The sequence below is a fragment of the Pseudomonas oryzihabitans genome (assembly GCF_001518815.1).
Lineage (GTDB): Bacteria > Pseudomonadota > Gammaproteobacteria > Pseudomonadales > Pseudomonadaceae > Chryseomonas > Chryseomonas oryzihabitans_E.
Window position 1 is genome coordinate 1,753,904 of the sequence record NZ_CP013987.1, and the last position, 13,980, is coordinate 1,767,883.

A 13,980-nucleotide genomic window follows, 5' to 3' on the forward strand; every position below is an offset into this window, starting at 1 on the left:
TCCTCAGGCCTGGATGGGGGCGCCGGTGGCGGCGCGCAGTTCATCGAGGCTGACGCCTTCGGCCAGCTCCACCAGCCGGAGACCGCCCTCGGTCACCTCCAGCACGGCCAGATCGGTGATGATCAGGTCGACCACGCCGACCCCGGTCAGCGGCAGGTCGCAGGCCGGCAGGATCTTGTGGGCGCCCTTGGCGGTATGCTCCATCAGCACCACCACGCGCTGCACGCCAGCCACCAGGTCCATGGCGCCGCCCATGCCCTTGACCATCTTGCCGGGGATCATCCAGTTGGCCAGGTCGCCCTGGGCCGACACCTGCATGGCGCCCAGGATGGCCAGGTTCACATGGCCGCCGCGGATCATGCCGAAGCTGGTGGCGCTGTCGAAATAGCTGCTGCCGGGCAGGGCGGTGACGGTCTGCTTGCCGGCGTTGATCAGGTCCGGATCGACCGTCTCGGCGGTGGGGAAGGGGCCGATGCCGAGCAGGCCGTTCTCCGACTGCAGCCAGACGTCCATGCCGGCAGGAATATAGTTGGCGACGAGGGTCGGCAAGCCGATGCCGAGGTTGACGTAGAAGCCGTCCTGCAGCTCCCGGGCGGCGCGTTGCGCCATCTGTTCGCGGGTCCAGGCCATCTTACTTCTCCTCGCTCAGGGTGCGTTTCTCGATGCGTTTCTCGGGGCTTGCGTTGACCACCAGGCGCTGCACGAAGATGCCGGGCAGGTGGATCTGGTCGGGGTCCAGCTCGCCGACTTCCACCAGCTCTTCCACCTCGGCGATGCAGACGCGACCGGCCATGGCGCACAGCGGGTTGAAGTTGCGCGCGGTCTTGTTGAACACCAGGTTGCCGGCCTTGTCGGCGCGCAGCGCCTTGACCAGGGCCACGTCGGCGGTCAGCGCCAGTTCCATGACATGGGGCTGGCCATTGAAATCGCGCACCTCCTTGCCCTCGGCCACCAGGGTGCCGTAGCCGGTACGGGTATAGAACGCCGGAATGCCCGCGCCACCGGCGCGCAGCTTCTCGGCCAGGGTCCCCTGGGGCGTGAATTCCAGTTCCAGCTCGCCAGCCAGGTACTGGCGCTCGAACTCCTTGTTCTCGCCCACGTAGGAGGAAATCATCTTGCGGATCTGCCGGGTCTCCAGCAGTTGGCCGAGGCCGAAGCCATCCACCCCGGCGTTATTGCTGATGGCGGTCAGCTCGCGGGCACCGGTATCGCGCAGCGCGGCGATCAGCGCCTCGGGAATGCCGCAGAGGCCGAAGCCGCCCACGGCCAGGGTGATGCCGTCGCCGACCAGCCCGTCGAGGGCGGCCGCGGCGTTGGGATAGAGCTTGTTCATGGCAGAGATCCTCTTGTCGTTATTGAGCGGTCCAGCCGCCGTCCATGGTCCAGGCGGCGCCGCGCACCTGGGCGGCGGCGTCGCTGCACAGGAACAGCGCCAGCTCGCCCAGCTGGTCGGTGGTGACGAAATCCTGCGACGGCTGCTTTTCGCTGAGCAGGTCGCGACGCGCCTGATCCGGATCGCTACCACGGCTGTCCAGTTGCTGCTGGATCAGCGGGGTGAGCACGAAACCTGGGCACAGTGCGTTGCAGGTGATGCCGGTGCGGGCGGTTTCCAGGGCGGTGACCTTGGTCAGACCCACCACGCCATGCTTGGCGGCGACATAGGCGGCCTTGCCGGTGGAGGCCACCAGGCCATGCACCGAGGAGATGTTGACGATGCGGCCCCAGTTGCCTTCGCGCATGCCCGGCAGCGCCAGACGGGTGGTGTGGAACACCGCCGAGAGATTGAGGGCGATCACCGCGTCCCAGCGCTCCACCGGAAAGTCCTCCACCGGCGCCACGTGCTGGATGCCGGCGTTGTTGACCAGGATGTCCACGCCGCCGAAGTCGCGTTTGGCGTAGGCGAAGAGGTCTTCGATCTCCTCCGGCCTGGACAGGTCGGCCCCGTGGAAACCCGAGCGACCGGGGAGGCTGGCCTGGGCCGCAGCGGGATCGCCGAAGCCGTTGAGGATGAGGGTGGCGCCAGCGGCGGCCAGGCGCTGGGCGATGCCCAGGCCGATGCCGCTGGTGGAGCCGGTGACCAGGGCGGTCTTGCCGGTAAGGTCCATGGTGGTCTCCTTAGACGAGGCCGGTCAGGTAGTAGAGGGCGATGACGAAGAACACCGCCACGGTCTTGATCAGGGTGATCTTGAACACGCCGCCATAGGCTTCGCGGTGGGTCAGGCCGGTCACCGCCAGCAGGGTGATCACCGCGCCGTTGTGCGGCAGGGTGTCCATGCCGCCACTGGCCATGGCCGCCACCCGGTGCAGGACTTCCAGGGGAATGCCCGCGCCATTGGCGGCGGCGATGAAGGTGTCGCTCATGGCCGCCAGGGCGATGCTCATGCCGCCCGAGGCGGAACCGGTGATGCCGGCCAGCAGGGTCACGCTCACCGCCTCGTTGATCAACGGATCGGGGATGGCCTTGAGGCCCTGGGCGAACAGCACGAAACCGGGCAGGGCGGCGATCACCGCGCCGAAGCCGTATTCGGACGCCGTGTTCATCCCGGCCAACAGGGCGCCGGAGACGGCGGTTTTGCTGCCCTCGGCCAACCGGCCGCGGATGGCGCCGAAGCCGGTCGCCAGCACCAGCAGGATGCCCGCCAGCAGCGCGCCTTCCACCGCCCAGATGCCGGTCAGCTTGGCTACCTCCTGGGTCACCGGCTTGGCCATGCCCGGCAGCGCCAGGTTGTGGGTGGCGCCGTACCAGTCGGGAATCCAGCGGGTCAGCAGGAGGTTGAGCACGCCCACCAGCACCAGCGGCGCCAGGGCCAGCCAGGGGTTGGGCAGCGGCAGGTCGGCGGAGGTCTCCGGCTCGTTGCGCAGCGGCACGCTGGCATAGCCTTCGCCGCTAGTGCGGGCCTTGCGGCGGGCGCTGCCAAGGTAGGCCAGGCCCACGGCGATGACGAACAGCGATCCAGCCAAGCCCAGCCAGGGCGCGGCCCAGGCGGTGGTCTGGAAGAAGCTGGTGGGAATGATGTTCTGGATCTGCGGCGTGCCGGGCAGGGCATCCATGGTGAAGGAAAAGGCGCCTAGGGCGATGGTGGCCGGAATCAGCCGCTTGGGGATGTCGCTCTGGCGAAACATCTCGGCGGCGAAGGGATACACGGCGAAGACCACCACGAACAGCGAGACGCCGCCATAGGTGAGCAGGGCGCAGACCGCGACGATCACCGGGATGGCTCGTTCGCGCCCGAGCAGGCGGATGGCCGCGGCGACGATGGCGCGGGAGAAACCCGACAGCTCGATCAGCTTGCCGAACAGGGCGCCCAGCATGAACACCGGGAAGTAGAGCTTGAGAAAGCCCACCATCTTGTCCATGAACACCCCGGTGAAGGCGGGCGCCACGGCGGACGGATCGGTGAGCAACACGGCGCCGAGGGCGGCGAGAGGGGCGAAGAGGATGACACTGAAACCCCGGTAGGCGGCGAACATCAGCAGCGCCAGGGCGGCGAGTGCAATCAGGACACTCATGGCTTCTCCTAGAGCTTCGCCTGGGGCGAAGCGATTCTTGTTGTTATAGGGCGATACCGAGATCGCCTGAACGCAGGAGCCAGAACCGTGCCAAGTTATTAAGTCTTTGTTTTATATGATCTTTTATCTCAGCAATAGACAATCGCCAAAAGTTTTTCTCAAAAGCTGGACCCTGTAGGTTGGGTTGAGCGGAGCGAAGCCCAACATTTGCCCGAGGCCAACAATGTTGGGCTTCTACGATAGAGCCGTCTCAACCCAAGCTACGGCTCGGACCCTGTAGGAGCGGCCCATGGCCGCGATAGTCCGCCCATCGCGGCCATGGGCCGCTCCTACAGGGTGTCTCTGTTTATAGAGGTGTCTCAATTAAGAGACGTCAGTCCCAGTGCCACCAGTTTCTTGTACAGCGTAGACCGCCCTAACCCTAGGCGCCGAGCGGCTTCATCCACCTTGCCGCCGCAGGCGGCAAGAGTGTCCTGCAACAGCTCGCGATCGAAGCGCTGGCGGGCTTCGGCATAGGTTTCGCCGCTTTGGCCAGGGAGGGATCGACCTGCTGTGACAGGTGCGGGGGCCCCATCCAGCGCCGCGGCCAGGGCCCTCGCATCCAGCTGGCTGTCGTCGCCTAGCAGCACCGCGCGTTCCAGCACATTGCGCAACTCGCGCACGTTGCCGGGCCAGGGTTGGCGCTGCAGCAGCGCCAGGCCATCGGCGGTGAGGTCGGGCGTCGACTGTCCGCCAACCTGGGGCAGGCTGTCGAGGATGGCCTCGGCCAGCACCGCCAGGTCGTCCAGTCGCTCACGCAGCGGCGGGATGCGGATCGGCAGCACGTTGAGGCGATAATAGAGATCGGCGCGAAAGCGTCCTTCAGCCACGGCCGCCTCTAGGTCACGGGAAGTGGCGGCGATCATCCGCACGTCACAGGCCAGCACCTCGTTAGAGCCCAGTGGCTCGTACTCCTTTTCCTGCAGCACCCTTAGCAACTTGGCCTGCAAGGCCAGGGGCATGTCGCCGATCTCGTCGAGAAAGAGGGTGCCGCCCTGGGCGATCTGCAACTTGCCTGGACGTGCCCGGCGCTCGGCGCCGGTAAAGGCGCCTGGCGCGGTGCCGAAGAATTCCGCTTCCAGCAGACTTTCCGGAATGGCGGCGGCATTGATGCTGACGAAGGGTCGCCCAGCGCGTGGCGAGGCGCCGTGGATGGCATGGGCCAGCAGCTCCTTGCCGGTACCGGTCTCGCCCAGCAACAGCACCGCTGCTTCACTGGCCGCGGCGCGGCGGGCGCGACGCTTGACCTCCAGGCTGGCCGGTCCGCTACCAACGAAATGGCCGAAGCCGTACTTGGCGGTGCGCGCGTGCTGCAGCGAACGCCGGGTGGTGGCCAGCTCTTCCTGGATGCGCAGGTAGCGGGTCACCAAGGGCGCCAGCTGCTGCAACTGGTCGAACAGGGCGAAGCCGATGGCGCCGATCAGTTCGCCGTCATCGGTATGGATCGGCAGCCGCATCACCACCAGGGGGCCGCTGCGGGTCTCCAGCATGTCCAGCAGGATCGGCTGACCGTTGCGCGCCACCTCCCGCAGCAGGCTGTGGGGAATGATCTGCTCCACCGGCTGGCCGATGGCGGCGGCGGCATCCGGCAGGCCGAAGTGCTGGGCGTATCTCTGGTTGATCCAGACGATACGCGCCTCGCGGTCGACGATCACCGTGCCATTGCTGGTCTGCTCGATGATCTCGAACAGCGAGCGGATCGCCCGCTGGCGGATGCCGGCGTAGTCTTCCAGCCCGGGCAGACCCGGCGGGGTACGGCTCATGGCTTCAGCGCATGGCGCAGCTGGTGCAGCCGCCGCTGGACGATGCGTTCGCGCCGTGCCGCGTCCCAGTCATAGAAGCCCGCGCCACTGCGCACCCCGGTGCGGCCGGCGGCCACCTGGTCTTCCAGCAGTTGCAGTGGGGCCTCGTCTCGCGCCAGGGTCGGCCAGAGGTGGCTGGCGATGTCGCGGAAGGTGTCCAGGCCACCCATGTCCGCCGCCTCCAGGGGGCCGACCATGGCATAGCGCCGACCCAGGGAGGCGCGCATCACCCGATCCACCGTCTCGGCATCCGCCGCGCCGCTCTGCACGATGTGCAGGGCCTCGCGCAGCAGGGCAAATTGCAGGCGATTGCCGACGAAGCCGGGAATGGCCCGCTGTAGCACCACGGCCTCCAATTCGGCGGCTTCCAGCAGCTGGCGAACGGACTCCAGGTGCGCGGACAGGGTGGCCGTGCCGGGTACCAGCTCCACCAGGGGAATGAAGTGTGGCGGATTCCAGAAGTGCGCGATCAGCAAGCGCTCGGGATAACGCAGGTGCGCGGCCAGCTCGTCCGGTGGCAGGCCGCTGGTGTTGCTGGCGATCAGGGCGTCCGGGCGCAGCACGGCTTCGAGCTGAGCATAGAGACGATGCTTGAGCTCCAGGCGCTCGGGTACGGCTTCGAACAGCAGGTCGCAGTCGGCGAGATCGGCAAGCTCGGTCGTCGTCGTGAGGCGGCCTATGACTGCCTCGGTGTCCACCGCGATATCCGCTTCTTCCAGCTCGGCGAGCAGGGTGCGCGCGGTGGCCGCGACCTCGGCGAGTCGGCTGGGGTCGACGTCCTGCAGGCGCACGGCATGACCGTGGCGAGCGAGGTGCACGGCGATACCGATGCCCATGAGACCGGAACCCAGGACGGCGAGGCGTGGCGTGGTCATGATCTTTTCCTTGTAAGACGGCCGCGGCAACCGTCTCACACTTGACCGCCCCCGGCCAAGGCACGGGGGGTCGCCTTGCACCAAAGGCGGGCCCTGGTAATGGATTCGTTGCGGGACCCTGGGCTCTGTCACGCCCCTTGGCAGAGTCTGGCATGGGCACTGCTACAGGACAGGCACGTCCATCCCGAGGAGTCCCTTATGAGCAACGCCGGCAACGACTATCCCCTGAGCGAAGTCCCGCCTCATGCCCGCAAGGGACTGGCCTCCCTAGCCATGGTACTGTTGGGCTTCACCTTCTTCACCGCCACTATGTTCGCCGGCGGCAAGCTGGGGGTGGCCTTCGGTTTCGCCGACCTGCTGCTGGTGATCGCCCTCGGCAATCTGCTGCTGGGTCTCTATGCCGCGGCCCTCGGCCATATCGCCTGTCGCAGCGGCCTCAACTCGGTGCTGATGGGGCGCTTCGCCTTTGGCGAACGCGGCAGCAAGCTGTGCGATCTTATCCTCGGCTTCACCCAGATCGGCTGGTACGCCTGGGGTACGGCCACCGCCGCCGTGGTGCTGGGCAAGTACTTCGGCCTGGAGCAGGGCGCGGTGCTGGCGCTGATGGCGGTGTTCGGCCTGGGCTTCTGCGCCACCGCCTACATTGGCTATCGGGGCCTGGAGATCCTCTCCTGGATCGCCGTGCCGGCCATGGCCCTGCTACTGATCCTGTCGATGAGCGTGACTACCGCCAAGGCCGGAGGGCTAGCCGGCCTGCTGGCGATCCAGCCCAGTGCCCGCCTGGACCTCTCTACCGCCATCACCCTGGTGTTCGGCACCTTCGTCAGTGGCGCCACCCAGGCCACCAACTGGACGCGCTTCGCCCGTTCCACCCGGGTAGCGGTGCTGGCCAGTCTGATCGGCTTCTTTGTCGGTAACGGCCTGATGGTGCTGATCGGCGCCTATGGTGCCATCGTCTATCAGCAGCCCGACGTGGTGGAGGTGCTGATGCTGCAGGGCTTCGCCACCGCCGCCCTGGCCATGCTGCTGCTCAATATCTGGAGCACCCAGGACAACACCATCTACAACTTCGCCGTGGCCGGCTGCAATCTGGTGCGCACCAGCCGCCGCAAGACGGTGACCCTGGCCGGCGCCCTGATCGGCACCGCCCTGGCGGTACTGGGCATGTACGACCTGCTGGTGCCCTATCTGGTCCTGCTCGGCACCGTGATCCCGCCCATCGGCGGGGTGCTCGTCGCCGACTTCTGGCTGCGCCACCGCGGCCGCTATCCGCTGCTCGCCGAGGCCCGCCTGCCAGACTACAACTGGCCGGGCCTGGCCGCCTATGGGTTGGGCACCATCGCCGCCTTCGGCTCTCCCTGGGTCGCACCGCTGGTGGGCATCGGGGTGGCGGCGCTCGGCTATGGCGTGTTCAATGGCCTGAGTCGCGGTCGTCGTACCGCCGCCCCCGCTTCGCTCTAGGAGATCCACCATGCGCATCCTCAACGCCCGCCTGCGTGACCGCGAAGGCCTCCACGACATCCGCCTCGAAGGCGGACGCATCGCCGCCATCGCCGAGCAGCTGATGCCCCCGCGGTAGGGCCGGACGACCTCGACGCCGCTGGCAACCTGGTGGTGCCGCCCTTCGTCGAGCCGCACATCCACCTCGATGCCACCCTGACCGCCGGCGAGCCGCGCTGGAACATGAGCGGCACCCTGTTCGAAGGCATCGAGTGCTGGGGCGAGCGCAAGGCCACCATCACCCAGGAAGACACCAAGACCCGCGCCAAGCGTACGATCCGTGCCCTGGCGGTCCACGGCATCCAGCACGTGCGCACCCATGTGGATGTCACCGATCCGTCCCTGGCGGCGCTCAAGGCGATGCTGGAGGTGCGCGAGGAAACCGGGCACCTGATCGACCTCCAGATCGTCGCCTTCCCCCAGGAGGGCATCGATTCCTTCAAGAATGGGCGCGAGCTGATGGAGGAGTCCATCCGCCTGGGCGCCGATGTGGTCGGTGGCATTCCGCACTTCGAATACACCCGCGACCAGGGCGTAAGCTCGGTGAAATTCCTCATGGACCTGGCCGAGCGCACCGGCTGCCTGGTGGACGTCCATTGCGACGAAACCGACGATCCACATTCGCGCTTTCTGGAGGTGCTGGCCGAAGAGGCGCGCAGCCGCGGCATGGGTTCGCGGGTCACCGCGAGCCACACCACCGCCATGGGCTCCTATGACAACGCCTACTGCGCCAAGCTGTTCCGCCTGCTGACCCACGCCGGCATCAACTTCATCTCCTGCCCGACCGAGAGCATCCACCTGCAGGGCCGCTTCGACAGCTTCCCCAAGCGCCGCGGCGTGACCCGGGTCAACGAGTTGCTGGAGGCTGGCCTCAATGTTTGCTTCGCCCAGGATTCCATCGTCGATCCCTGGTATCCGCTGGGCAACGGCAACATCCTGCGGGTGCTGGAAGCGGGGCTGCACATCTGCCACATGCTCGGCTATCGCAACCTGCAGTCGGCGCTGGATCTGGTCACGGTGAACAGTGCCAAGGCGCTGTGCTTGGGCGACCGTTATGGCCTGGAGGAGGGGCGGCCCGCCAACCTGCTGGTGCTCTCCGCCGACAGCGACTACGAGATGGTCCGCAGCCAGGGCCTGCCGTTGTACTCCATCCGCCACGGCAAGGTGCTGATGCAACGCCGCCCGGCGCAGGTGGAGCTGGCGGATCGGTAATAGGTATTGGTCAGGGCGGTCGGGTGGTCCGCCGATGCGGACAGGCTTGCCGGTCGCTTGTGATTTTTCAGGACTGGCAAAGATCTGAATCTCACTCGGACAACCCCCTCTCCCTCTGGGAGAGGGCTGGGGTGAGGGCGCGCCCCATACCGAAGCCCCCTGTGGAAAAGGCTGCGCCGTTTTCCACGCTACGCCACTGGGTCTAGGTAGGCGCGGCTGCGACCACGGTAGGTTGGGTTGAGACGGCTCCATCGTCGAAGCCCAACGTTGGCGCTGTTGGGCTTCGCTAGCGCTTAACCCAACCTACGAAGCTCCATGAGTGATCGGCTGATCGCGGCCATGGGCCGCTCCTACGTGCTGACTCCTGTAGGAGCGGCCCATGGCCGCGATACCCAATACCATCATTTGCATCGGCGGACCGCCTTGGCCTCGACCAACATTGGCGCTGTTGGACTTCGCTAGCGCTCAACCCAACCTACGAAGACCCATGAGTGATCGGCTGATCGCGGCCATGGGCCGCTCCTACGTGCTGACTCCTGTAGGAGCGGCCCATGGCCGCGATACCCAATACCATCATTTGCATCGGCGGAGCGCCTTGGCCTCGACCAACATTGGCGCTGTTGGACTTCGCTAGCGCTCAACCCAACCTACGAAGACCCATGAGTGATCGGCTGATCGCGGCCATGGGCCGCTCCTACGTGCTGACTCCTGTAGGAGCGGCCCGTGGCCGCGATACCCAATACCATCACCCAAATCGGCGGATCGCCATGGCCTCGACCAACATTGGCGCTGTTGGACTTCGCTAGCGCTCAACCCAACCTACGAAAACCTACCGCCCGCTTTCCGCGAAATCCCGTAGCGCCGCGCCGTCCAGGCGATAGCGCACCCACTCGCCCTGGGCCTTGGCACCGAGGCTTTCGTAGAAGTCGATGGCCGGGGTGTTCCAATCCAGCACGCTCCATTCCAGGCGGCCGCAATCATTGGCCACGGCCTCGCGGGCCAGCTCGCGCAGCAGGCCCTTGCCCAGGCCGGTGCCGCGGGCGATCGGGCTCACATAGAGGTCTTCCAGGTAGATGCCGTTGCGGCCCAGCCAGGTGGAATAGCTGTAGAAATACACCGCGTAGCCCACCACCACGCCCTCGTGCTCGGCGACCAGGGCGCGGGTCGGGGTGTCGGGGGCGAAGAGGGTGGCCTCGATCTGCGCCGGGCTGGCCAGCACCTCGTGGACGGCCTTTTCGTAGTCGGCCAGTTCGACGATCAGGGCATGGATACGGGCGGCGTCTTCGCGGCGGGCGGGGCGGATCTGGAGCGTCATGGGGGTCCTTGGCTAGGTCGCGGGGCGACGACGACCTCAGGAGGTAGCCGTCGCCCGGTGGGCTGCCCGGGACAGCATGGCGGCGACCTGCGCGGCCAGCTGGTCCAGGGTGAAGGGCTTGGTCATGAGTTCCATGTTACCACCCAGAAAGGCCGTCCTACTGAGCGCGCCCTCGGCATAGCCGGTCAGGAACAGCACCGGCAGCCGTGGTCTGAGCTGCTGGATCACCTCCGCCAGCTGGCGCCCATTCAGGCCCGGCAGGCCGACATCGGTCACCAGCAGGTTCAATTCGGGGATCTGCTCCAGCAGGCGCAGCGCGGTCTTGCCTTCGGCCGCGCTCCAGACGCGATAGCCCAGGGCTTCCAGCGCCTCCTGGTTGACCAGGCGCACGGCGTCGTCGTCTTCCACCAGCAGGATGGTTTCGCCGGCGCCCTGGGCGAATTCCGCCGGCGTGGACCGCTTCGGCTCGGCGTTCTGCTCCGCTGTCGGCAGGTAGACGCAGACCCGGGTGCCGCGCTCGTTGCTGGCGATGGTCAGGCGGCCATTACTCTGCCGGGCGAAGCCATATACCATCGACAGGCCCAGCCCCGTGCCCTGGCCCTGCGGCTTGGTGGTGAAGAAGGGTTCGAGCACCTTGCCCAGCAGCCGCTCCGGGATGCCGGTCCCGGTATCCAGGACCTCGATGCGGACATAGTCTCCCGGCACCAGGGCATCGTCCTCGGTCCCCTGTGCGGTAACGGTGACCAGGGAGGTCGCCAGGTTGATGACCCCGCCGTCCGGCATGGCATCGCGGGCGTTGATCACCAGGTTGAGCAGGGCGTTCTCCAGCTGATTGGCGTCGGCCAGGATCCAGGGCAGGTCATCGGCAAGGGCCAGCGTCACCGAGATCTGCTCGCTCACCGTGCGTTGCAGCAGTTCCTGCAACGCCAGGATCAGTTCGTTGGCGCACATGGGCCGGGATTCCAGCGATTGCCGGCGCGAGAACGCCAGCAGCCGCTGGGTGAGCGACGCCGCCCGATGCGCCGAGTGCTGCGCGGCCTCCATGTACCGCTCCAGGCCTTGCAGCTGGTTCTTGCCCTTGATCCGCATCAGATCGAGCGCGCCCAGTACCCCGGTCAGCATGTTGTTGAAGTCATGGGCGATACCGCCAGTGAGCTGGCCGACCGCTTCCATCTTCAACGACTGCCGCAGCTGCTCTTCGGCGCGGCTGCGCTCGGTGGTTTCCCGTTGCAACTCGCTCAGAGTGTGGGCGAGGGTGCGGGTTCGTTCCGCCACCTGGGATTCCAGTTCTTCGTTGAAGCGCCGCAAGGCCAGTTCCGCGCGCTTTTCCTCGCTGATGTCGGCGATCACCGTGGTCGCGCCGATGATCCGCTGAGCCTCGTCGTGCAAGGGCACCGCGCTCACGCGCAGCCAGGATTCCTCGCCCGCATCGTTGGTGTGATAGAAATCCTGCCCCTTCACCCGCTCGCCCCGCAGGGCCCGCGCCCCGGGGAATTGATCGGGCTGCAGCAGCCGCCCGGCGGTATCCAGGGCGGCCCAGCGCAGCGCCTCCTCAGGCTGCCGAGACGGGATCTGCTGGCCGGACACATGCTGCTCATAGAAGGGGTTGCTGACCAGGGTGCGGCCTTCGCTATCCATGAAGGCCACGCCGACCGGCAGGTTCTCCAGCAGCGTCTGCATGCGCTCACGTTCCTGGGCGAGTTCGGTGAGACGATCGCGCATCTCGAACTGGCGCAGGCGTGAGCGCCAGGCGGCCGCGACGCTGCTCAGCAGGGAAGCACCGCTCAGGGGCCGTTCCAGGATCACCAGATTGGTCGCCGCCGCGGGCAGCTGACGGCGCAGGAGATCATTGCCCCGTCCCGAACGCTTAGAGTCCGACGCCAGCAGCACCAGCGGAATGTCCGACCAGGTCGGCTGCCGCTCCAATGCCTCTGCCAGGGAGGTCATGTCCTGGCGCAGGGCCTCCTCGGTGAAGACGATGATCCCGATGTCGTCGCCGAGCGCTGCCGCCACCTCGTCCAGGGTGGACAGGTAGCGGGTGTGATAGCCCTGGGTGAAGAGCCGCTGCAGGCTGGCTGCGTCACCTCGCAAGGGCGCGCAGATGATGAGCTCGCAGGACGGCGCCGCTGTCTTCGTCAATCGCGCTCTTCCATCAGGGGCTGTTTGGCACCGAAATACTCCGGCGTACCGGTCAGCACGCCACGGAAGTCCACCAGGGGCTTGCCGACCCGGATGCCCTTGGTGTCGATGCGCAATTCCCGAATCGCGTCTTCATGACCGCCACCGCGGTGCTTGAGGATGGAAATGGCCTTGCGCAGGCGCCCCTGTGCTTCGAAGAAGCGGATCAGCACCACGGTGTCGGCGATATAGGAGATGTCGAGACTGGACGTCATCGAGCCGACCAGCCCGTGCTGGGGATTGATGAGAAAGGTCACCACCCCGGATTGACTCAGGTACGAGAGCAGTTCGTGCATCTGCAGGATCAGCTGCTGTTCCTGCGGCATGGCCGCCAGGTAGCCGTTGAGACTGTCCAGCACCAGCATCCGGCAGTCGTCTTCCTCGACATCCCGCCGCACGCGCCAGGCGAACTCGCCCGGAGACAGCTCGGCGGGATCGATCTGGTGGACCACCAGCAGACCTTCCTCGATATAGCGCAGGAGCGGCATGCCCATGCTGTCCGCGCGCTTGAGCAGGGTGCCGATGCGCTCGTCGAACTCATAGACGGCGCACCTCTCGCCCCGCGCGCAGGCCGCCATCACGAACTGCAGGGCGAGGGTGGTCTTGCCCGTACCGGCCGGGCCGGTGATCAGGGTGCTGGTGCCGCGCAAGGGACCGCCGTGCAACAGGGCGTCCATGTCGTCGATATTGCTGGGCACCGGCTCGCCGGCGAAATCCTGGTAGCGTCCCGCCGCGATCATGCGCGGATAGACCTCCAGGCCGCCGCGGCGGATGGTGAAATCGTGATAACCGGCGATGAAGTCCACGCCGCGCAGTTTCTGAACCTGCAGGCGTCGGCGCGCGGCGCCGAAGTCCAGGGTCAGGCGCTCCAGGGTCAACACCCCGTGGCAGAGGCTGTGCAGGTGGTTGTCGCGTTCGCCGCCGCTGGTGGTCAGATCGTCCACCAGCAGGACGGTAAGGCCACGCCCGGCGAAGAACTGCTTGAGCGCCAGCACCTGGCGCCGATAACGCAGCGGGTCCTGCGCCAGCAGGCGCATCTCCGACAGGCTGTCGAACACCAGCCGGCTCGGTTTGAGCTCGTCCACGCGAGCCTGGATCAGCCCGATGGTGTCACCCAGCTCGGATTCCCAGGGATGCAGGATGGTCTGCTCCTGCGCGCCGCCCAGTACCGCATCGGCGGCCGACAGCTCGAACAGATCCACGCCGTCCAGGCTCCAGCCATGGGACTCGGCCACGCTCTGCAGTTCTTCACCGGTCTCCGACAGCGTGATGTACAGCACCGACTCGCCTCGGCGCACGCCTTCGAAGAGAAACTGCAGGCCCAGGGTCGTCTTGCCCGACCCCGGGGTGCCTTCGAGCAGGTAGAGCCGATCTTTTGGCAAACCGCCGCGCAAGACCCTGTCCAGGCCGGGATTGCCTGTCGCGATAATTGACGGGCTAGGGGAACTCATGGATGACCGGACCTCGCGGCGACGGGAACGAAAGAGGACGATAACCCCGCCGCGCAGGCGGTCCCTGAGCAGACTCGGGGCGCGCGATGACGTGGGGA

10 protein-coding genes and 1 pseudogene are annotated in these 13,980 nt (G+C 66.6%); 2 read left to right on the top strand and 9 right to left on the bottom strand.

What is annotated here, in order from left to right; genetic code table 11:
• Positions 1-3 precede the first annotated feature (3 nt).
• From APT59_RS07930 to APT59_RS07955, 6 genes are all read right to left on the bottom strand, one after another.
• On the bottom strand, positions 4-630 hold the full coding sequence (locus APT59_RS07930) for a CoA transferase subunit B (protein ID WP_059314353.1): 627 nt from the start codon (positions 628-630) through the stop codon (positions 4-6).
• A gap of 1 nt (position 631) precedes the next feature.
• Positions 632-1,333 (bottom strand): CoA transferase subunit A, encoded by a 702-nt coding sequence (locus APT59_RS07935; protein ID WP_059314354.1) that lies wholly within the window; start codon positions 1,331-1,333, stop codon positions 632-634.
• Positions 1,334-1,352: 19 nt separating this feature from the next.
• On the bottom strand, positions 1,353-2,105 hold the full coding sequence (locus APT59_RS07940; RefSeq protein ID WP_059314355.1) for a 3-hydroxybutyrate dehydrogenase: 753 nt from the start codon (positions 2,103-2,105) through the stop codon (positions 1,353-1,355).
• Between the two features lie 10 nt (positions 2,106-2,115).
• On the bottom strand, positions 2,116-3,510 hold the full coding sequence (locus APT59_RS07945) for a GntP family permease (RefSeq protein ID WP_059314356.1): 1,395 nt from the start codon (positions 3,508-3,510) through the stop codon (positions 2,116-2,118).
• A gap of 359 nt (positions 3,511-3,869) precedes the next feature.
• Positions 3,870-5,312 (bottom strand): sigma-54 interaction domain-containing protein, encoded by a 1,443-nt coding sequence (locus tag APT59_RS07950; RefSeq protein WP_059314357.1) that lies wholly within the window; start codon positions 5,310-5,312, stop codon positions 3,870-3,872.
• Positions 5,309-6,226, bottom strand: a complete 918-nt coding sequence (locus APT59_RS07955) for a 3-hydroxyacyl-CoA dehydrogenase family protein (protein WP_059314358.1) — start codon at positions 6,224-6,226, stop codon at positions 5,309-5,311. The genes APT59_RS07950 and APT59_RS07955 overlap by 4 nt, the downstream gene beginning before the upstream one ends.
• 198 nt (positions 6,227-6,424) lie before the next feature.
• Between APT59_RS07955 and codB the strand changes: the two genes are divergently transcribed.
• Positions 6,425-7,687, top strand: coding sequence for a cytosine permease (codB, locus tag APT59_RS07960; RefSeq protein WP_059314359.1), 1,263 nt, complete (start codon positions 6,425-6,427; stop codon positions 7,685-7,687).
• Between the two features lie 10 nt (positions 7,688-7,697).
• Positions 7,698-8,938: pseudogene (gene codA / locus APT59_RS07965) on the top strand (cytosine deaminase).
• 829 nt (positions 8,939-9,767) lie between these two features.
• Here the strand turns inward: codA and APT59_RS07970 are convergent.
• The 3 genes from APT59_RS07970 to APT59_RS07980 are packed head-to-tail and all read right to left on the bottom strand — an operon-like array spanning position 9,768 to position 13,882.
• Positions 9,768-10,253 (bottom strand): GNAT family N-acetyltransferase, encoded by a 486-nt coding sequence (locus APT59_RS07970; protein WP_059314360.1) that lies wholly within the window; start codon positions 10,251-10,253, stop codon positions 9,768-9,770.
• A 36-nt stretch (positions 10,254-10,289) separates the two neighbouring features.
• Positions 10,290-12,392, bottom strand: coding sequence for an ATP-binding protein (locus APT59_RS07975; protein WP_059314361.1), 2,103 nt, complete (start codon positions 12,390-12,392; stop codon positions 10,290-10,292).
• The gene (locus APT59_RS07980; protein ID WP_059314362.1) at positions 12,389-13,882 is read right to left on the bottom strand and encodes an ATPase domain-containing protein; all 1,494 of its coding nucleotides are present in this window, start codon (positions 13,880-13,882) and stop codon (positions 12,389-12,391) included. Before APT59_RS07980 ends, APT59_RS07975 begins: the two co-directional genes overlap by 4 nt.
• Positions 13,883-13,980: the final 98 nt, after the last annotated feature.

Bases quoted from the DNA above. Each gene is read 5' to 3' on its own strand.
- APT59_RS07930 (WP_059314353.1), bottom strand. From the start codon at position 630: ATGGCCTGGACCCGCGAACAGATGGCGCAACGCGCCGCCCGGGAGCTG.
- APT59_RS07935 (WP_059314354.1), bottom strand. From the start codon at position 1,333: ATGAACAAGCTCTATCCCAACGCCGCGGCCGCCCTCGACGGGCTGGTC.
- APT59_RS07940 (WP_059314355.1), bottom strand. From the start codon at position 2,105: ATGGACCTTACCGGCAAGACCGCCCTGGTCACCGGCTCCACCAGCGGC.
- APT59_RS07945 (WP_059314356.1), bottom strand. From the start codon at position 3,510: ATGAGTGTCCTGATTGCACTCGCCGCCCTGGCGCTGCTGATGTTCGCC.
- APT59_RS07950 (WP_059314357.1), bottom strand. From the start codon at position 5,312: ATGAGCCGTACCCCGCCGGGTCTGCCCGGGCTGGAAGACTACGCCGGC.
- APT59_RS07955 (WP_059314358.1), bottom strand. From the start codon at position 6,226: ATGACCACGCCACGCCTCGCCGTCCTGGGTTCCGGTCTCATGGGCATC.
- codB (WP_059314359.1), top strand. From the start codon at position 6,425: ATGAGCAACGCCGGCAACGACTATCCCCTGAGCGAAGTCCCGCCTCAT.
- APT59_RS07970 (WP_059314360.1), bottom strand. From the start codon at position 10,253: ATGACGCTCCAGATCCGCCCCGCCCGCCGCGAAGACGCCGCCCGTATC.
- APT59_RS07980 (WP_059314362.1), bottom strand. From the start codon at position 13,882: ATGAGTTCCCCTAGCCCGTCAATTATCGCGACAGGCAATCCCGGCCTG.